17 protein-coding genes and 1 pseudogene are annotated in these 18721 nt (G+C 66.8%); 13 read left to right on the top strand and 5 right to left on the bottom strand.

All coding sequences use genetic code 11. The features are described 5' to 3' along the window. Positions 1–163: 163 nt before the first annotated feature. Positions 164–1255 carry an inositol-3-phosphate synthase gene (locus GONAM_RS20045; protein ID WP_039879823.1) on the bottom strand — a complete coding sequence of 364 codons (1092 nt, stop codon included), beginning with the start codon at positions 1253–1255 and terminating at the stop codon, positions 164–166. Continuing rightward, positions 1248–2026 (bottom strand): annotated as a pseudogene (locus tag GONAM_RS20050) (PadR family transcriptional regulator). The gene GONAM_RS20045 and the pseudogene GONAM_RS20050 overlap by 8 nt, the downstream one beginning before the upstream one ends. 224 nt (positions 2027–2250) lie before the next feature. Between GONAM_RS20050 and GONAM_RS20055 the strand changes: the two are divergent. The 5 genes from GONAM_RS20055 to GONAM_RS20075 all read left to right on the top strand — a co-directional run bounded on the left by GONAM_RS20055 (position 2251) and on the right by GONAM_RS20075 (position 8245). Beyond that, on the top strand, positions 2251–2643 hold the full coding sequence (locus tag GONAM_RS20055) for a DUF5318 family protein (protein WP_006868579.1): 393 nt from the start codon (positions 2251–2253) through the stop codon (positions 2641–2643). A 128-nt stretch (positions 2644–2771) separates the two neighbouring features. Further along, a complete protein-coding gene (locus GONAM_RS20060) occupies positions 2772–5132 on the top strand; it encodes a transglycosylase domain-containing protein (RefSeq protein ID WP_006868580.1) in 2361 nt (786 codons plus the stop codon). A gap of 61 nt (positions 5133–5193) precedes the next feature. Continuing rightward, positions 5194–6750 carry a glycosyltransferase family 87 protein gene (locus tag GONAM_RS20065; RefSeq protein ID WP_006868581.1) on the top strand — a complete coding sequence of 519 codons (1557 nt, stop codon included), beginning with the start codon at positions 5194–5196 and terminating at the stop codon, positions 6748–6750. Between the two features lie 73 nt (positions 6751–6823). Beyond that, positions 6824–7765: an 8-oxoguanine DNA glycosylase OGG fold protein gene (locus tag GONAM_RS20070; protein WP_006868582.1), complete on the top strand. Its 942-nt coding sequence runs from the start codon at positions 6824–6826 to the stop codon at positions 7763–7765. 36 nt (positions 7766–7801) lie between these two features. After that, a complete protein-coding gene (locus tag GONAM_RS20075; RefSeq protein ID WP_006868583.1) occupies positions 7802–8245 on the top strand; it encodes a hypothetical protein in 444 nt (147 codons plus the stop codon). On the opposite strand, the gene GONAM_RS20080 is transcribed toward GONAM_RS20075, so the two are convergent. After that, complete coding sequence (locus GONAM_RS20080) at positions 8225–8806, bottom strand: GNAT family N-acetyltransferase (protein ID WP_040537065.1); 582 nt, start codon at positions 8804–8806, stop codon at positions 8225–8227. The genes GONAM_RS20075 and GONAM_RS20080 overlap by 21 nt on opposite strands. A gap of 1 nt (position 8807) precedes the next feature. Beyond that, positions 8808–10265 (bottom strand): glycosyltransferase family protein, encoded by a 1458-nt coding sequence (locus GONAM_RS20085; protein WP_006868585.1) that lies wholly within the window; start codon positions 10263–10265, stop codon positions 8808–8810. A gap of 237 nt (positions 10266–10502) precedes the next feature. Here GONAM_RS20085 and rpsF point away from each other — a divergent pair, with 237 nt between their 5' ends. From rpsF to GONAM_RS20120, 7 genes are all read left to right on the top strand, one after another. After that, a complete protein-coding gene (gene rpsF / locus GONAM_RS20090) occupies positions 10503–10784 on the top strand; it encodes a 30S ribosomal protein S6 (protein WP_004020660.1) in 282 nt (93 codons plus the stop codon). Between the two features lie 116 nt (positions 10785–10900). Further along, complete coding sequence (locus GONAM_RS20095) at positions 10901–11422, top strand: single-stranded DNA-binding protein (protein ID WP_006868586.1); 522 nt, start codon at positions 10901–10903, stop codon at positions 11420–11422. A 97-nt stretch (positions 11423–11519) separates the two neighbouring features. Next, a complete protein-coding gene (rpsR, locus tag GONAM_RS20100; protein WP_005194109.1) occupies positions 11520–11777 on the top strand; it encodes a 30S ribosomal protein S18 in 258 nt (85 codons plus the stop codon). Between the two features lie 19 nt (positions 11778–11796). Beyond that, positions 11797–12252, top strand: coding sequence for a 50S ribosomal protein L9 (gene rplI / locus GONAM_RS20105; protein WP_006868587.1), 456 nt, complete (start codon positions 11797–11799; stop codon positions 12250–12252). Positions 12253–12444: 192 nt separating this feature from the next. Then, entirely contained in the window at positions 12445–13386 is a 942-nt protein-coding gene (locus GONAM_RS20110) for an amino acid ABC transporter permease (RefSeq protein WP_040537043.1), read from the top strand. Continuing rightward, on the top strand, positions 13383–14153 hold the full coding sequence (locus GONAM_RS20115) for an amino acid ABC transporter ATP-binding protein (RefSeq protein WP_006868589.1): 771 nt from the start codon (positions 13383–13385) through the stop codon (positions 14151–14153). Before GONAM_RS20110 ends, GONAM_RS20115 begins: the two co-directional genes overlap by 4 nt. A 33-nt stretch (positions 14154–14186) precedes the next feature. Further along, on the top strand, positions 14187–15101 hold the full coding sequence (locus tag GONAM_RS20120) for an ABC transporter substrate-binding protein (protein ID WP_006868590.1): 915 nt from the start codon (positions 14187–14189) through the stop codon (positions 15099–15101). Between the two features lie 19 nt (positions 15102–15120). On the opposite strand, the gene GONAM_RS20125 is transcribed toward GONAM_RS20120, so the two are convergent. Beyond that, positions 15121–15786, bottom strand: a complete 666-nt coding sequence (locus GONAM_RS20125) for a hypothetical protein (RefSeq protein WP_040537045.1) — start codon at positions 15784–15786, stop codon at positions 15121–15123. 575 nt (positions 15787–16361) lie between these two features. On the opposite strand from GONAM_RS20125, the gene dnaB reads away from it, so the two are divergent. Further along, positions 16362–18611 carry a replicative DNA helicase gene (gene dnaB, locus GONAM_RS20130; protein WP_040537047.1) on the top strand — a complete coding sequence of 750 codons (2250 nt, stop codon included), beginning with the start codon at positions 16362–16364 and terminating at the stop codon, positions 18609–18611. The last annotated feature ends 110 nt before the right edge of the window (positions 18612–18721 follow it).

Genomic DNA, 18721 nt, shown 5'->3' on the forward strand with positions numbered 1-18721 from the left:
CTCGTCCGGCAACTGGTGGTTCGAGGAATCATTCTCGGGCACCGACGACCAGGTCACGGGCGGATTCACGAACTTGTCGCCGGAAACGACGACGTCCCCGCCGGATCGTGAGGATGTACCTCACGAATCCCGACGGGGACGTCGTGGATCGTTCCGAAGAGGATCAGGCCTCGACGATGAACGCCTCGAGCTGCTGACGCGCGACGTCGTCGGCGAGCTGCTTCGGCGGGGACTTCATCAGGTAGGCCGATGCCGGGAGGATCGGGCCGCCGATGCCCCGGTCCTTGGCGATCTTGGCGGCGCGCACGGCGTCGATGATGATGCCGGCCGAGTTGGGGGAGTCCCAGACCTCGAGCTTGTACTCCAGGTTCAGCGGCACGTCACCGAAGGCACGACCCTCGAGGCGGACGTAGGCCCACTTGCGGTCGTCGAGCCATGCGACGTGATCCGACGGGCCGATGTGGACGTTCTTGTCCTCGACCTTGCCGGCGAGCGAGCCGGTCAGGTTGGAGGTCACGGCCTGGGTCTTCGAGACCTTCTTGGACTCCAGGCGCTCACGCTCGAGCATGTTCTTGAAGTCCATGTTGCCGCCGACGTTGAGCTGGTAGGTGCGGTCGAGGGTGACGCCGCGATCCTCGAACAGCTTCGCCATCACGCGGTGGGTGATGGTGGCGCCGACCTGGCTCTTGATGTCGTCGCCGACGATCGGGACACCGGCGTCGGTGAACTTCTGGGCCCACTCGGGGTCAGAGGCGATGAAGACCGGGAGTGCGTTGACGAACGCGACGTTGGCGTCGATGGCGCACTGTGCGTAGAACTTGTCGGCCTGCTCCGAGCCCACCGGCAGGTAGCTGACGAGGACGTCGACCTCGGCGTCCTTGAGGGCCTGGACGACGTCGACACCCGAGCCGTCGGCCTCGGTGATGGTCTCGAGGTAGTACTTGCCGAGACCGTCGAGGGTGTGGCCGCGCTGGACGGTGACACCGGTCGGCGGCACGTCGGCAATCTTGATGGTGTTGTTCTCGCTCGCGAAGATCGCGTCGGACAGGTCGAAGCCGACCTTCTTGGCATCCACGTCGAACGCGGCGACGAACTCGACGTCGCGGACGTGGTACGGACCGAACTTCACATGCATCAGGCCGGGAACGCTGGCGTTCTCGTCGGCGTCCTTGTAGTACTGCACGCCTTGCACCAAGGATGAAGCGCAGTTTCCTACGCCCACAATGGCAACGCGCACCTTATTGGGCTCACCCATGGTCGGGCTCTCCTTCTTGTTGCGGCGTCGCAGACCTTCGCTGCGCCACCGGTGTTTTCACTTGCTCGGGTGCCCGAGCTGTTCGTCCCGGCTCTGCGTCGAGTCCGGTTCTGGCAATTCGTCATCGGATCGCCCGGTGCCGGTGCCCGGCCCCGGATCGACAGGTGACTGTTCGGTTCCGGCGTCGTCCCGAGCGGTGTCGTCGGGATCGAATGTGTCGGAATCAAACGGACTTGGAGTCCCGTCTCGCTGCTGGGAGCTCTCGGCGGCGATCAGCTCGTTGAGCCAGCGGACCTCCCGTTCGCTGGACTCCAGGCTGAGCTGATGCAGCTGGCGGGTGTAGCGATCGACCGCCCGGTTGGACCGTCCGACGATCTCACGCAACCCTTCGCGGCGCTCCTCCACCTGCCGGCGACGACCCTCGAGGATGCGCATGCGCGCAACTGCGGGAGTCCGGCTGAAGAACGCCAGATGCACACCGAAACCGTCATCGGTGTAGTTCTGCGGACCGGTGTCGGCCACGAGCTCGGCGAACCGAGCGCGACCGGCATCGGTGAGCTGGTACACCCGACGCCCACGACGAACCTTCATGCCCGAGGGCGCGTCGGCTTCGTCGATGAGACCGTCGGCCTGCATCCGACGCAGGGTCGGATACAGCGAACCGTAGGAGAAGGCACGGAAAGCCCCGAGGAGACCGGTCAGTCGCTTGCGCAGCTCGTAACCGTGCATCGGGGCTTCGAGAAGCAATCCGAGAATCGCGAGCTCGAGCACTTCGTCACCCCCTCCGGTCCGTCGATGTGTCGGAAGGTGCTGACAGCACAACACCTCGCTCCGATGTGTTTGCCAATGTATCGCACCGATATAACCGTGTCCACGAGGAGGTCGGTCGAGGGAGGTACTCCGGGTCCCGGGCCGCGATGGGGGACCACCCGTCTCGGTGAAGCGCCCGGACCGTCGCGCCGACGACAAACCTGTGACCACGTACGCTTGAAACCGTGCAACGCCAGATCGTCGACTACGCCCTGCAGCGGCGCGCTCGGCTGTCCTCGGTCCACGCGGGCCGGACCGCCGTGGCCGATGTGTGCGATGCGAGTCCGTATCTTCTGCGCGCGGCGAAGTTCCACGGTCGGCCCAGCGAGACGATGTGCCCGATCTGCCGGAAAGAGCAGGTCACGCTTGTCTCCTGGGTGTTCGGCGAACGTCTGGGCCAGGTGAGCGGCTCAGCGCGGAGCGCAGAGGAGATCGCCCGGCTGGCGACCACCGCCGAGGAGTTCTCGGTGCATGTCGTCGAAGTGTGTCGGACGTGCAGCTGGAACCATTTGGTGCAGTCATACGTTGCCGGGCTGCCGCCGCGGACCACGCGTCGCACCCGACGCGTGGCCAAGTAGCGCGCTGGCCTGCGGCTCTTTGCCGCGGCCTCATGCGGGCTGTCAAAGTGGAGTGGCACGAGGCTAGAGAATTGAGACCGAGGTCAACGGTGTGAACGCGCCGCACGGCCCGGTAGGAAAGGTGGACGATGAGCGAGGCGTACGGTTCTTCGCCCACACCGCGCGGTACCGGATCCCGTCCCGGTCGCAACGGTGGCGGTAACAACGGACGAGCCAACAGGCAGGCCGCGGAGGAGCGGCAGAAACGGTTCGCCTGGGCGCTCGGCGCGGTGGGTGCGATCGTCCCGGCCATCGTGCTGGTGCTGATCATCGCGTTCGCCTTCACCTACTTCACCGCGGAGATCCCCGAACCCGAGGTCAGCCAGAAGGCGACGATCGTCGACACCTCCGGCCGCACCCTTGCCGACATCACCCAGCCCGACGGCAACCGCCAGGTGGTGCCGTTCGACGAGATCCCCGACACGATGATCCAGGCGATCGTCGCCGCCGAGGACCGCGAGTTCTGGACCAACAACGGCTTCTCGCCGCGTGGCCTGTCCCGCGCGGTAATCGGTCAGATCACCGGCAACACCTCCGCCGGTGGTGGTTCGACGATCACCCAGCAGTACGTCAAGAACGCGATCGTCGGCGACGAACGCAGCTTCGATCGCAAGTTCAAGGAACTCGCGATCGCCGCCAAGATGAACGAGCGGCACGGCTGGTCCAAGGAAAAGATCCTCGAGGCCTACCTCAACACCATCTACTTCGGGCGCGGCGCCTACGGCGTGGCCGTCGCCACGCAGAAGTACTTCAACAAGTCGATCACCGATCCGGCGCGTGCCAAGAAAAACCCGCTGACCTTCGAGGAAGCGGCTTTGCTCGCCGGCGTCATCCGTGCGCCGTCGTATTACGACCCCGAGAACAACCTCGAGGCGACCGAGGCCCGGTGGCGCTACGTGCTGAGCGGCATGGTCGCGACCGGAGCCATCACCAAGCAGCAGGCCGACAACGCGGTCTTCCCCAAGACCGTCAAGGCGCGGGTCAGCGGCAGTGACGAGACTCCCGGTCCCAACGGTCTGATCAAGCGTCGGGTCCTCGAAGAACTCAACAGCGTCGGCATCACCGAGAAGCAGCTGCAGACCGGCGGCCTGAAGATCAGCACCACCATCGACCCCCAGGTGCAGAACGGCGTCGTCCAGGCGGCCTGCCGCAAGAACAAGATCTACAAGTGCCCGAACGGCCAGCTGAACGGGGAGCCCAACGACCTCCTCGCGTCGGTGGTCTCTATCGACCCGCAGTCCGGCGCTGTGCGCGGCTACTACGGCGGTGACAACGCCGGTGGCTGGGATCTCGCACAGGCCGGCCTCCAGACCGGCTCGTCGTTCAAGGTCTTCGCGCTCATCGCGGCCCTCGAACAGGACATCCCGCTGTCGAAGACCTACAGCTCGGCGCCCTTCGAGGCCAGCGGCGGACTGACGGTCGAGAACTCCGACGGCGAGAGCTGCGGCTCGTGCAACCTCGCGACCGCGATGAAGATGTCGCTGAACACCGTCTACTACCGCCTCATGATGGACCTCAAGCGAGGCGCCCAGGATGTCGCCGACGCGGCGCACCGAGCCGGCGTCGCCGAGTCCTTCGGCAACATCGAGAAGACCCTGCAGGAGGCGAACGGCTCGCCCGAGGGCGGCGTCGTGCTGGGCCAGTACCAGTCGCGCGTCATCGACATGGCCTCGGCGTATGCGACGCTCGCGGCCTCCGGCGTCTACCACGAGCCGTACTTCGTGCAGAAGGTCACCGACTCCGGGGGCCAGGTGCTCTTCGAGCGCAAGAACGAGGGCAAGCGGGTCTTCCCGGCCAAGGTCGCCGACACCGTGACCGCGGCACTCGAACCGATCCCGGCGTACTCCAACGGCAACTCGCTCTACGACCCGTCGCTCGGCGCGCGTCCCGCCGCTGCCAAGACCGGCACCGTGCAGCTCGGTGACACCGGTAAGAACAAGGACGCATGGATGGTCGGGTACACCCCGCAGCTGTCCACCGCGGTCTGGGTCGGCACCAACGACGGCACCGCGCTCACCAACTACAGCGGCGCGTCGATCTACGGCAGCGGCCTGCCCTCGCAGATCTGGAAGGCGGCCATGAACTCCGCCCTCGAGGGCAAGGAGATCAAGGAGTTCCCCGAACCCGAAGAGGCGATCGGCGGAGAGGTCGGCATCCCGTATGAGGCGCCGGCGACGACCTACGCGCCGTCGACGCGCTCGCGCGGACCTTCCGCACCGACCTTCGAGATCCCTGATCAGGGCGGTGACGGCAACCTGACACTCGCACCGGGCGTCACCATCCCGCTCCCGGGGGGCCCGCGCGGTGGAGGCGGCAACGGTGGTGGCAACTCGCCGGACGGCAACTCGCCCGACAGTGGTGGTGCCGGCGGCGGGAACACGCCGGGTCGCGGAGGCAACCAGCCCGGCGGTGAGGACGGCGGAGGAATCCCTGAACCGCCCGTCGGCTGACCAGGATCCCCCGGCTGACTCTGTCGACGCAGCCGACCCTTCCTTGGACAGCCCTGCGCCGTTGGCGCGCGACGAACGCGTCGACGCCGAACGAGTACTCCCCACGCGCTCGGACAACCTGGTGCGCGAGGCGAGTTCACTCGTCGGCGGCCCGGCGGGCGCGCATGCCGTCATCGGCCGCACCCGCCACCTGACACCGCTGCGTGTGTTGTTCGCGCTCGCATTGTGCGGACTGGCCCTCGGCTGGTTCGGTAAGGCGAGCTGTCTGCAGCAGGCTCCGCCAGACGATGGTTCGGCGGGTCGGCCGGGCGCCGAGATGCGACTCGACTGGGATGACCAGCGGCAGTTCACCAACCTCTGCTACAGCGACGTCATCAGCCTGTACGGCGCCGAACGACTCAACATCGGGGCACTGCCCTACCGCGATTTCTGGTTCCAGGAGGACGCCGGGGGCCAGACCATCAAGCGCTACATGGAGTACCCGGTCCTCACCGGGATGTTCATGTACGGCGCCGCGCAGCTCACACGCGGCTGGGTGTGGGCCGAGGAGAACTGGGGTGTCCCCGGTGCGCTCGACGTCGTGCTGTTCTTCACCATCGTCGCGCTCGGTCTGGCGCTGTTCTGGCTGGTCACGATCTGGGCGACGGCCCTGACCGCACGCACCCGGATATGGACGGTCTGGCTGGCGGCGCTCTCGCCGCTGGTCTTCGTGCACGCCTTCACCAACTTCGACACCATTGCGACGGCCGCCGTCGCGGTCGCGCTGCTCGCCTGGTCACGGGACCGGCCGTGGATCGCCGGCGTCGCCATCGGGGTCGGTGCCGCCGCAAAGCTCTATCCCGCGCTGCTCCTGGTGGTGCTGGGAGCATTGTGTCTTCGGTCCGGCCGGGTCCGCGAGTTCGGGGCAACGGCCGGGGCCGCGATCGCCGCCTGGTTGCTGGTCAACCTGCCGATCCTCATCCCGTACCCGACCGGGTGGTGGGAGTTCTTCCGGTTCAACGGCGACCGCTCGGCCGATGCCGACACCATCTACCGCATCCTCGCCGACACGCTTGGTTTCACATGGAACATCAACCATCTGAACGCGCTGTCGGTCGGTTTGACCGTCCTCGTTCTGGTGGCGGTCACCGGCATCGGGCTGTGCGCGCCGTTCCGTCCCCGGGTCGCGCAACTCGCGTTTCTCGCGGTGGCCGGCTTCCTCCTCGTCAACAAGGTGTGGAGTCCGCAGTACTCGTTGTGGCTGGTGCCGTTGGCGGTCCTCGCGATCCCGCACACCCGGTTGCTCTTGACGTGGATGACGATCGACGCGCTGGTCTGGATCCCACGGATGGGCCTGTTCCTCGACCAGGAGCGACGCTGGCTCCCCGACCAGTGGTTCACCACCGCGGTGGTGCTCCGCGGACTGATCGTCCTCGTGCTGTGTGCGGTCGTGGTCTGGCAGATCTGGCATCCCAAGGACGACCTCGTCCGACACGGAAACGACGGACGCTGGTACGACGACCCGGCCGGCGGGGTGCTCGACGGCGCACCAGACCGCATCCGGCTCCGTCTGCCGTCGAGACGAGTGCGACGAGTCGAAGACGAAGTGGCCGAGCCGGTTTCGGCCGGGGCTTCGTGATCCGGTAGCCGCGCACCGCGGTTCGATGCGGACCCGAGGGAACCGAACGCCGTGCCGGTGCGTCCAATCCACCATGAACACCTTGCAACTCGCAGTCCCCGACGACCTCACCGACTGGCTCGCCGCCGGCGACCGCACGGCCGAACTCCTCGCCGATTCTGTACTGGTCGACCATCAGTGGTGGACCGATACGCTGGCGGAGTTCGAGATGCCGAACACCTTGCACGGCAGTCGAATCGGTCGGCAGGAGCTGTTCGCGCTCGGTGCGGTGGCCGGCGAATCCCCGGAGGACGCGATCGCGCTGCTGTGGAATGTCGTCGCGTTCTGCCTGGGTCGGCAGAACGCCGACGGCAAGAAGCGGATCGCTGCCGTGGCCGCGGACCGCAAGCGCCTCGGAAGGCTTCTCCAGGAGGCCGCCCTCGCGAGTCGTGACGACCCGGGCGCGGCATACGCGATGCTGCGACCGGACAAGGGCGGCAACACCATCGACCGCCTCGGCCCGGGTGGTTTCACCTGGTTCCTGTACTTCGCGGGCGGCGGCGACCCGAAACATCCGAGTCCGGTGCTCGAGGCCAAGGTGGGCCGGTCGTTGCGACGCGCCGGGTGGAAGGGCCTGCGCGACGGCGTCTGGACTGCCGCCGACTACGTTGCCTACTCGCGGCTCGTGGACCGCTGGCGCACGGACGCCGGGGTGGATCGCAACGACGTCATCGTGCGCGGCCTCTTCGCGATCTCGCCTCCGACCGGATGGGACCACCCGTGGCAGGCGTGGGAGCGGCAGACCTGGGAGAAGGCGAACTGGGTGCGCGGCCCCTTGTCCACCGACGATCTGCGTGTTGTCCACCGCTGGTTGTGCACCCTCTCCGCGTTGGCGCCGAGATCCGCTGAGGCGCAACCCGAATTCCGTGAACTGAGTCGCAAGATCAGCCATGCACTCAACGGCGAGGTCAGTGAGATCAACGGTGGGTTCGACGAGGACTACGTCTACGGCAGCTACCTCGGCCGTCGCCTCTGAGGGTTGAGGCGGGCCCGTCGTGGGTATGGTCCGGATATGGCTGAGCGTGGCGAGAACATCCCGGACAGCACCGCAGAGGCGGTCGGCAAGGTGGGGGAGGCGTTGGAGTACGTCGAGCGCGCCCGTGGCCACCTCTACACTTTCCATCAGCTCATCGGGCGCGCGGACCTGTTGCTCGGCGAGGCCGTGGATGCACTGCGCGAGGATGGGCACACCGACATCGCGGATGCGCTCGCCACCGAGATGGTCGGACGCAATGTCATCAACGGCCGCTGGACGTTCCAGGTTGTCGAGGAGTTCGACGCCACCTATTGGCAACCGCTGCGCGAGCACGCCGATCGGGCACGGAACGAGCTGACCGACGGGATCACGCACCTCCACGAGGCGCGGATGAAAGAGGATCGACGGACGCACGGTCACCCCGACCACACCAAGGGGCCCGAGGGCAGAGAGCCCGGATCAGGCGGACATCCTCTGTAGCAGTTCGGCTTTGGCGGCCGGCCAGTCGTCGTCGGTCATCGCGTACAGCGCGGTGGTCCGCCAGCCGTCACCGAACTGCCGGTGTTTGCGGAGCAGTCCCTCGAATCGGGCGCCGAGTTTCTCGATCGCGGCGCGCGACCGGGCGTTGTGCTCGTGGGTGTGCCAGGTGATCCGTACGGCGCCGCAGTCCTCGAACGCGTGCCGCAGAAGGAGGAACTTCGCCGTCGGGTTGACTGTCGTCCCCTGAACACGTTCGGCATAGAACGTGTACCCGATGCAGGCACTTCGGTGGGCGTGGTCGATCTCGTAGAAGCTCGTCGACCCGACGACCTGGCCGTCGACGTTGTCGACGACCGCGAACGCCACACGCGCATCGGGGTCGGCGTTGGCGGCGTCGATGTAGCGGTGGGCGCTGGCGAGGTCGACGGGGACGCCGGGAGACCAGCGGAACCGGTCCGGATCCCCGACCACGCGGGCGAGCGCCGGAGCGTCGTCGACGGTCAACGGCCGCAGGGTGACCCGCTCCCCGACGAGTGGGCCCGAGCCCAACCAGGAACTCATGTCAGGCACGGTCCGTGGCAGGTACCGGCTGAGTCGCCGGATCTCCGTGGCGATCATCCGGTCCCGCGGCGGTGCGGATCGTCCTCGACGCGAGGGGTTCCCGCAGCGGTGTGCGGGCGAGCGTGCCGATCAGGTAGACCAGCAGCGCCGCATGCACCCAGACCGAGCCGGCGACTCCGGTGAGCACCCACCAGGGCAGGGGATCGCCGGCGTCGCGGATGGGGAACAGGCGGAAGATCGTCAGGTCGAGGGCGATGTCGGTGATCAGGTAGACGGCGATCACCTGCCAGCGGACCCGCATGAGCACGAAGAACGGGAGAATCCAGAGCGTGTACTGCGGTGAGTGCACCTTGTGGAACAGCATGAAGCCGGCGAGCATGGCCCCGCTCACACCGATCCAGGGGAAGATGCCGATCCGCTCGTAGCGGCGCCACCCCAGGTACATGGCCACGGCGAAGCCGACGAGGATCAGCAACGGTGACGCCACCCCGACGACGGAGTGGTAGGTGTCCGTCGTCCCGGTGAGATAGCGCAGACCCCAGTACCAGATGGAGTTGGTGTCGACGTCGGCCCGGCGCCGCCCCTGGAACGTCAGTGCCGCTTTCCAGCCGTCGAATCCGAGGACCATGAACGGCAACTGGATCGCGACGACGGTGACCACCGCGGTGCCGGCCACCCATGCGGCACCCACCCAGTCGAGGCCGCGACGCCCGGCGCGGCGCAGTCCACCGGCGCCCCCGGTCAGGACGTAGGCGGCCAACGGCAGCACGAAGATCCCGGGATAGAGCTTGAGACAGAACCCGATTGCGAGCAGCACGGCCGCCACCACGGCACAGGTGCGCAGCGGGAGTCGTCGTCGGCCGGTGCCGGGATCGATCGAGCCGCCCCACGTCATCACGGCAATCGCGGCGACCGCGGTCGCGACCACCGGCAACTCCCAATTGTGGAAGGAGTACAGGACCAGCGGGGGAGTGGCCGCCCACAGCAGCGCCCACCAGCGGACCATCAGCGCCAGCATCACCGTGATCGCGAATCCGAACGGCGCCAGCAGCAGTGCGGACTGGGTGAAGAAGGCGGTGTCGGTGTCGGCGCCGATCGCCCCGACGTACATGAACAGACCGGACAACACCGGGTACTCGACGACGCCGCCGAACAACGTGCCGTCCCCGGTGATCCCGCCGTGGATGTAGGGGAACACGTGGTTGTTGATGTCGCGGCCGAGCCACAGGTACATCAGGTCCGAGTAGCAGGGGATGAGACCGCCGGGATCGCCGGAGGGCCAGTTGGCGCTGCGGCCGTCGGCGTCGAACGGCGCCCCGCCGCAGCGGGCCTTGGCTTGGAAACTCCAGAACATCGTCGCCGCGGTGGCCAGCAGTGACACCAGCACGATGACCGCGGTCTCACCGCGGCCGGACAGCCACGGGATCCGCCGAGGCGTACTGGTCCGCGGCTCCGACATGGCCAACAGAGTAGGTCGTCGTGTCCGATCCCTGCTCCGCGAGGTGCGACGTGCGAGGAGCGCGAGCGACGAGCCACGAAGAACGAGGTCGTCACCAGCCGCTGAACCGGTGCTCACGACCTCGGATTTCCGGGAAAACGTCCTGGTCATGTATCTTGGACCGGTTGCCGACGCAGGCGACCCTCCTGCCACGGACAGTCCGTGGCCGACCTAGCCCATAGGAGGTGATGTGGTCTTATGCGTCACTACGAATTGATGGTCATCCTCGATCCGAATCTGGACGAGCGCACCGTCGCACCCTCACTCGATACTTTCCTCAATGTTGTCCGCAAGGATGGCGGTTCGGTGGATGGTGTCGACATCTGGGGCAAGCGCCGTCTTGCTTACGAGATCCTCAAGCACAATGAGGGCATCTACGCCGTCATCGATCTCAATGCCGAGCCCGCCACGGTTACCGAGCTCGACCGTCAGCTGAAGCTGAACGAGTCGGTTCTGCGCACCAAGGTCCTGCGGAAGTAATCCACAGGGTTTCTTGAACGTCTGAAGACGTCGGTACCGGGTTCTAGGGTTGACCCAGAAAATCCCGGTGCATGTCGATCAGCGAGTGCCCACCTACGACCCAAGGGGAAACACACATGGCAGGCGACACGGTCATCACCGTCATCGGCAATCTCACCGCCGACCCGGAACTGCGGTTCACGCCGTCCGGCGCAGCGGTTGCCAACTTCACGGTGGCTTCCACCCCGCGCACGTTCGACCGCCAGACCAATGAGTGGAAGGACGGCGAAGCGCTGTTCCTCCGCTGCAACATCTGGCGCGACGCCGCGGAGAACGTGACCGAAAGCCTGACCAAGGGTTCCCGGGTGATCGTGCAGGGACGGCTCAAGCAGCGGTCCTACGAAACCAAAGAAGGCGAACGACGCACGGTCGTGGAACTCGAGGTCGACGAGATCGGCCCCTCGCTGCGGTACGCCACCGCCAAGGTCAACCGCGCCTCGCGCGGCGGCGGTGGTGGCGGCGGCGGATTCGGATCCGGTGGCGGCGGCGGTAGCCGCGGCGGCGGATCGAACCAGCAGGTCGCCGACGATCCCTGGGGCAGCGCGCCTGCCAGCAGCGGCGGATCGTTCGGTGGCGGGGACGACGAACCACCTTTCTGATATCTCCCGGAGCCGGCACCTCGGGTGACCGGTTTCGGACAGCCTCGGGCACGGCAGCGACCGATCCCGAAGAAGCATTGACTGGAGCAATACACACATGGCAAAGGCAAAGGCCAGCCGGAAGCCTCGCGTCGAAAAGGTCACCAAGACCAAGGCGTGCAGCTTCTGCAAGGACAAGAAGGCCGTCATCGACTACAAGGACACCGCGCTTCTGCGTCGTTTCCTGTCCGACCGCGGCAAGATCCGCTCGCGTCGCGTGACCGGTAACTGCGTGCAGCACCAGCGCGACGTCGCTGTGGCCGTCAAGAACTCGCGTGAGGTGGCCCTGCTGCCCTTCACCTCGACCAGCCGATAAGCGGAAAGGATCAGTTGACATGAAGCTCATCCTCACCGCCGCCGTGGAGAACCTCGGCGAAGCCGGCGACATCGTCGTGGTCAAGGACGGCTACGGCCGCAACTACCTGCTGCCCCGCGGCCTGGCCATCAAGGCCACCCGCGGCGCCGAGAAGCAGGTCGAGGGCATCCGCCGTGCGCAGGAGGCCCGCGAGGTCCGTGGTCTCGAGCACGCCAACGAGCTGAAGCAGGCCCTCGAGGGTCTCGACGCAGTCTCGCTGGACGTCAAGACCCACGACTCGGGCAAGCTGTTCGGTTCGGTCACCGCGGCAGACGTCGCCGGTGCCATCAAGACCGCCGGCGGACCCGTCGTGGACAAGCGCAACGTCGTGCTGCCCAAGGGTCACATCAAGGCCACCGGTAGCTACCCGGTCACCGTCACCCTGCACCCGCAGGTCTCGGCAACCGTGCAGCTCGCCGTCGTCGCCGCCAGCTGACCCCAGCGTCGAACACACAAGGCCGGGTGGAAGAGATTCCACCCGGCCTTGTCGTATCCATGGCCTCGCCGGCCGAGTGGCGACGCCCGAGCGTAGCGAGACGCCGCGTATCGAGGTCGCCGGCGCAAACCATCCCGTCCGGGTGATTCTTACTCTTCTGTCGTTGCGGCGATGCACCTAGCGTCGCCGATCATGGTGTTACCGACTGTGTCGCCGGGGCGCACGCTCGACGTACCGGCCCCGCATGTGCGCTTGGTGGGACGTCGCCGCCCGGCCCGCTGGGTCGCCGCGACCGTGGTCGTCGTCCTCGCTGCCATGTTCGTGCACACGCTGGTGACCAACGAGCGCTTCGAGTGGCCCACCGTGGCGCACTACTTCACGCAGGAGTCCGTACTCCGCGGCCTGTGGCTCACGTTGTGGCTCACCGCAGTGACCTTCGCAGCCGGGTTCGTCCTCGGTGTCGGACTCGCAGCGATGCGGCTGTGGGGCGGACCCCTCCTGCAGTCGGTCTCGTTCGTCTTCGTCTGGATAGTGCGCTCGGTACCGCCGCTGGTCCTGATCCTGTTCTGGTTTCAGCTCGCGTCGCTCTATCCCCAGCTATCTCTGGGCATCCCATTCGGGCCGGAGTTCACCTCGGTGGACACCACCCATCTCATCGGTCCACTCACGGCGGCGTTCATCGCCCTGACCATCGATGTGGCCGCGTTCGCGGCCGAGATCGTGCGCGGCGGTCTCGTCTCGGTCGACCCCGGGCAGACCGAGGCCGCCCGCTCGCTGGGGCTCACGCCACTGCGTGTGTTCCGCCGCATCGTGCTGCCCCAGGCGATGCCCGCCATCGTTCCCGCGTCGGGGAACCTGCTCATCGGGCTGCTGAAATCGACATCGCTGGTCAGCGTGATCGCGGTGACCGATCTTCTGTACTCGGTGCAGCTGGTCTACAACCAGAACTTCAAGGTGATGCCGCTCCTGCTGGTCGCCACCATCTGGTACATCGTGATCACGTCGCTGCTGGCAGTCGGTCAATACTTCCTGGAGCGCTACTTCGCACGCGGCCGGCGCGGGGCACGTCCCTTCGTCGACGTCCTGCGCGACGCCGCGCGTCTGCGCCCGCGCGTGTCCGGAGCACCGCGATGAGCGCCATCGAGGTCCGCGGCCTCTCGAAGTCGTTCGGCGGCCGGGAGGTTCTTCGCGGTGTCGACCTCGACGTCGCGACCGGGGAGGTGGCCATCGTGCTCGGCCCGTCGGGGTCCGGCAAGTCCACCCTGCTGCGCTGCATCAACCACCTGGAGCGTCCCGACGCCGGATACGTGCGCGTCAACGGCGATGTCATCGGTTACCGCGAAGCACGCCGGCGCGACGGCGAGACGGTGCTCCGCGAACTGCCGCCGCGCGAGGTGGCGGGACAGCGTCGTCGGATCGGCATGGTGTTCCAGCAGTTCAACCTGTTTCCACACTTCACGGTCCTGGAGAACCTGACCGAGGGCCAGCTCGCCGGCGGCATCTCCCCGGACGAGGCGGCCGAACGCGGGAGGGCGCTGCTCGCCCGCGTGGGTCTCGCAGGACGCGAGAAGTCGTACCCGTCGCACTTGTCGGGTGGGCAGCAGCAGCGGGTGGCGATCGCCCGCACCCTCGCGCTGCAGCCGGACGTCGTGCTGTTCGACGAACCGACCTCCGCGCTCGATCCGGAACTCGTGGGCGAGGTCCTCGCCGTCATCCGCGACCTCGCCGAGTCCGGTATGACGCTCGTCGTCGTCACCCACGAGATCGGGTTCGCTCGTGACGTCGCCGACACGGTGATCTTCATGGATGACGGCCGGATCGTCGAGACCGGCCGGCCGGAGCAGATCTTCGCCGCCGCCGAGCACCCTCGCACCCGCGAATTCCTCGCGGCAGTGCGCTGATTCGCACCATCAGAGTCGATCCCAAGGAGACCCATGCGACGCCGAGACTCGATCGCCCTACCTCTGCTCACTGCCGTCACACTCGTGCTCGGCGCGTGCGGCGGTTCGTCTGACCCGGCGACGGACAGCTATCCGATCCCGACCGAGGACGTGGTGTCCTCGGTGGCGGTCGACCCGACCGCCCGGGGGCTTCTGCCGCCGGGGACCACGGAGTTGACGATCGGCCTGGTACGACAACCCGGCGTCAACAGCCTGCCGCACGGTGGCGAGGTCCCCGAGGGCAATCCGGTGGGCCTCGACGTGGACCTGCGTAACGCGGTCGCCAAAGCCCTGGGGGTCACCTGGAAGCCGCAGACCGGCACCTTCGCGAGCATCATTCCCGGCGTGCAGAACGGCCGATATCAGGTGGGGCAGGGAAACTTCGGCGTCACCAAGTCGCGGCTCGAGGTCGTCGACTACGCAACGTACCTCAACGACGGGCAGTCCTTCGTGGGTTCGTCGAAGTCCGGCTTGACCTCCGTCGCGACGCTCGAGGACCTGTGCGGCAAGAAGATCGTGACCGGATCGGGCACCACCTTCCAGCAGATCCTGGAGAAGGGCGTGCAGCAATGCACCTCGAAAGGCGAGCCGCCGTACACGGTTCAGTATCTCGACGATCAAGGCGCGATCATTCTCAGCCTGCAGAACAACAAGGTCGACGCGTACTTCGGGCCCACCCTGACGCTGCGATACCTCGTGGACAAAGTGCCCGGAACGAAGTTCCTCGGTGAATACTCCAGTACCGTCGTCGGATTCGTGACGGCCAAGGGCTCTCCGATCGCCCCGGCGATCAGTCAGGCCATCAACACCCTGATCGAGCGCGGGGAGTACCGCCGACTGTTCGAGAAATGGAACGTCCCGACCTCGGCGCTTCCCGCATCCGAGGTCAACCCGGTCGCCGGGTTCTGACCTCAGGGGTCTGCGAAACCTACTTCGGCGCGGGCGGGTTGGCGGGCAACTGATTCCAGTACTGCAGCCGCGGCGGCAGGTACCGGGGCGCCGGATTGGCGCTGTGCGCGACGGCGTTGTTGCCCGGTCCGAGGGTGTCCCAGGACGGGAAGAAGAACTTGTGCCACGCGGGGGTGAAGATCAACGCCCGTTCACCGGTGCGGCAGGCGACGACGTCGCGCCGCGGCACGGTGCAGGTGACCCCGGCGATGGTGACGCGTTTGCCGACGCCCAGGGTCGGCGGACGGAACCCGGTCTTCGAACCGAAGCGGTACGTCTGGTCTCGGTTGACCCACCACGGACCCTGCTGGTCCGCTGTGATGGCGGCGCCGGTCGCGGTGGGCGGGGCGGTCGCCGGACGGCCCTGGCAGCCCACGTAGCGGTAGGCCTGCCCGATCTGGCACATCCAGCGGCCGGTGGTGAAGAACGAGCGCCCGTTGTCGCCGTAGGCGATCGAGCGGAAGGTCGTCGGATCGACCGGCTGGTACCGCGACAGGTCGAATTCGACGGGCATCGTGGGACCGGGCGCGGCGTCGGCCGGAGGCGCTCCCAGCGCGATCCCGGCCGCGACCGTCAGCGCGGCCACCGCACCGACCGTTCGGCGGATGACCCCGGTTCCCAACCCCAACCTCGACACGATCGACATTGCATCACATGGATTCGGGTCGCCGTCGGCTATCCGGCGAGATGGCACGTAGCTGAGCGCTGTCGTGCCTGGTTGTTACGTAGATCACTCGGGGAATTCACCGAATTGTTGGCCACTCGCACTTGAACGGTCGTCGCAACACGCCCAAGTGACGACGCGCCGAAGAGTGGCGAAGGATTTTCAGTTTCTTGATTGTGGAAATTAATGGGGGCGCTGACCTGCACGAACAGAGTTGTTCACACCCTAATTCCTCAGGTTGTCCACAACGGGTGCACAATCGCTCCCCCGCTCATTCACACGTCGTCCACAAGTCCTCCCCAGATCCATCAACAGCCCGGTTTGAGTCGTCGTGGCGGAGGTCTTAGTGTCACGGCTCAGGTCTCAGTCCTGTTTTCGCGCGCCCGCCGGCAGTCGTTGTCGGAGCGTCCCGATAGGAAAGAGACGGACAGAGCAAGAGACAGAGCAGTACGTCGACACCGGAGACTCGCGAGGTGGCCTGCCGGGGCCGACACCACAGAGGTCGTATCCACTCGTCAGGGCGAGTGGTGCGAGCGTATGCGAGAGGTTAGACACACGTGGCTGTTGTGGATGACCGCGGGCACGGTCCTGCCGCCGGCGATCGGGAAGAACGAGGTCGAGGTCGAGGCGGGGACGACGCCCCACCCACCGAGGACTTCGGTAGGCAACCCCCGCAGGACCTTGCGGCCGAGCAATCCGTGCTCGGCGGCATGCTCCTGTCCAAGGACGCCGTCGCGGACGTCGTCGAGAAGATCCGTACGGCCGACTTCTATCGGCCCGCGCACCAGGCGGTGTTCGAGGCGATCCTGAGCCTCTACAGCAAGGGCGAACCCGCGGACGCGGTCACCGTCGCCGCCGAACTCGAGCGGTCGGGCGAGCTCAAACGCATCGGTGGCGCACCGTATCTGCACACCCTGATCTCGACGGTGCCCACGGCCGCCAACGCCGGCTACTACGCCGAGATCGTGGCCGAGAAGGCCATCCTGCGCCGTCTGGTCACCGCCGGCACCCGCATCGTGCAGTACGGCTACGCGGGCAACGACGGCCAGGATGTGGCCGAGGTCGTCGACCGCGCGCAGGCCGAGGTCTACGAGGTCACCGAACGCCGTCAGGCAGAGGACTACCTCCCGCTCGAAGAGCTGCTGCAGCCGACGATGGACGAGATCGATTCCATCGCGTCGCGGGGCGGCATCTCGCTGGGCGTGCCGACCGGCTTCGCCGACTTCGACAAGCTGACCAACGGTCTCCACCCGGGCCAGATGATCATCGTGGCCGCGCGACCCGGTGTCGGCAAGGCGCTCGCCCTCGACACCCCGCTGCCCACGCCGTCCGGCTGGACGACGATGGGCAAGGTCGGGGTGGGCGACGAGCTGCTCGACGCGCACGGCCGACCCACCAAGGTGGTCGCCGCGACCGAGGTGATGACCGAGCGTCCTTGCTACGAGGTCGAGTTCAACGACGGCGCCGTGCTGGTCGCCGACGAGCAGCACCAGTGGGCGGCCGAGATCGACGGCGAGCGGCAGGTCGTCACCACGGCGGGCCTGCGCGCACACGTGGGCTGTGCGGTCATCCGCAACACCGCGCCACTCGAGTTGCCGCGCAAGCGTTTCGCCTACGGCCCGTACACCGTCGCGGCGCTGGCGGGGATGGCGTTCGACGATCCCGAGATCAGCATGCGCATCGACGCCGAAGGGCCCGTCGACGTGATGACGCTGATGGCCGACCTCGGCGGCCGGATCCCCTACGAGTATCTGCGCGGCTCGATCGCTCAGCGTCGGGCGCTGCTGGCCGGTCTGCTCGACGCCCGCGCCACCGTCGACGACGATGGCTGGATCACCGTGCCCGCCGCGACCCGGCACATGACCGCGGTCGTCGCCGACCTGGTCGCCGGCCTGGGGTTCAACTACAAGCGCTCGGCGACCGGTTGGCTGCGCGTCGACGCCGACGAGGACGTGTTCACCGTCCACCACAAGGCAATTCGGCACAAGGAACTCCGACGCAAGGCCGGCGTCCGCCGCGTCGTCGCGGTTCGTCCGGTGGACTCGGTGCCGGTGCGCTGCGTCGAGGTCGACAACGACGAGCACCTCTACCTCGCCGGTGAGGCGATGGTCCCCACCCACAACTCGACGCTGGCCATGGACTTCCTGCGCTCGGCGGCGATCGGACACGGCCTCACCGCAGCGATGTTCTCGCTGGAGATGAGCAAGACCGAGATCGTCATGCGACTGCTCTCGGCCGAGGCCAAGGTCAAGCTCGCCGACATGCGTGCCGGCACCATGAGCGACGACGACTGGACGCGCCTGGCCCGTCGGATGGGTGAGATCTCCGATGCGCCCTTCTTCATCGACGACTCGCCGAACCTCACCATGATGGAGATCCGCGCGAAGGCGCGTCGTCTCAAACAGCGCCACGACTTGAAAGTCGTTGCGGTGGACTACATGCAGCTGATGACGTCGGGCAAGAAGGTCGAGTCCCGACAGCAAGAGGTCTCGGAGTTCTCGCGTCAGCTCAAGCTGCTGGCAAAGGAACTCGAGGTCCCGGTGATCGCGATCAGCCAGCTGAACCGTGGTCCCGAGCAACGTACTGACAAGAAACCGCAGGTGTCCGACCTCCGTGAGTCCGGTTCACTGGAGCAGGACGCTGACATGGTCATCCTGCTGCACCGCCCCGACTCGATCGAGCGCGACGACCCGCGCGCCGGTGAGGCCGACATCATCGTCGGCAAGCACCGTAACGGCCCGACCGCCACCATAACCGTCGCGCACCAGCTGCACCTCAGCCGGTTCGTGGACATGGCGCGGGGTTAGCGGCGGGCTTCGCCGGCGTCTGCCGAAATCCGCCCCTGAGACCCACCCTCCAGCGGTCCATGGCCGACACAGTGTCTTCGGCGTCGCTACAGAGGGTGCAAACCAGGGGC

The organism is Gordonia namibiensis NBRC 108229 (assembly GCF_000298235.1).
Classification (GTDB): domain Bacteria; phylum Actinomycetota; class Actinomycetes; order Mycobacteriales; family Mycobacteriaceae; genus Gordonia; species Gordonia namibiensis.

Bases quoted from the DNA above. Each gene is read 5' to 3' on its own strand.
- GONAM_RS20045 (WP_039879823.1), bottom strand. From the start codon at position 1,255: ATGGGTGAGCCCAATAAGGTGCGCGTTGCCATTGTGGGCGTAGGAAAC.
- GONAM_RS20060 (WP_006868580.1), top strand. From the start codon at position 2,772: ATGAGCGAGGCGTACGGTTCTTCGCCCACACCGCGCGGTACCGGATCC.
- GONAM_RS20070 (WP_006868582.1), top strand. From the start codon at position 6,824: ATGAACACCTTGCAACTCGCAGTCCCCGACGACCTCACCGACTGGCTC.
- GONAM_RS20075 (WP_006868583.1), top strand. From the start codon at position 7,802: ATGGCTGAGCGTGGCGAGAACATCCCGGACAGCACCGCAGAGGCGGTC.
- GONAM_RS20080 (WP_040537065.1), bottom strand. From the start codon at position 8,806: ATGAGTTCCTGGTTGGGCTCGGGCCCACTCGTCGGGGAGCGGGTCACC.
- GONAM_RS20085 (WP_006868585.1), bottom strand. From the start codon at position 10,265: ATGTCGGAGCCGCGGACCAGTACGCCTCGGCGGATCCCGTGGCTGTCC.
- rpsF (WP_004020660.1), top strand. From the start codon at position 10,503: ATGCGTCACTACGAATTGATGGTCATCCTCGATCCGAATCTGGACGAG.
- GONAM_RS20095 (WP_006868586.1), top strand. From the start codon at position 10,901: ATGGCAGGCGACACGGTCATCACCGTCATCGGCAATCTCACCGCCGAC.
- rpsR (WP_005194109.1), top strand. From the start codon at position 11,520: ATGGCAAAGGCAAAGGCCAGCCGGAAGCCTCGCGTCGAAAAGGTCACC.
- rplI (WP_006868587.1), top strand. From the start codon at position 11,797: ATGAAGCTCATCCTCACCGCCGCCGTGGAGAACCTCGGCGAAGCCGGC.
- GONAM_RS20110 (WP_040537043.1), top strand. From the start codon at position 12,445: ATGGTGTTACCGACTGTGTCGCCGGGGCGCACGCTCGACGTACCGGCC.
- GONAM_RS20115 (WP_006868589.1), top strand. From the start codon at position 13,383: ATGAGCGCCATCGAGGTCCGCGGCCTCTCGAAGTCGTTCGGCGGCCGG.
- GONAM_RS20120 (WP_006868590.1), top strand. From the start codon at position 14,187: ATGCGACGCCGAGACTCGATCGCCCTACCTCTGCTCACTGCCGTCACA.
- GONAM_RS20125 (WP_040537045.1), bottom strand. From the start codon at position 15,786: ATGTCGATCGTGTCGAGGTTGGGGTTGGGAACCGGGGTCATCCGCCGA.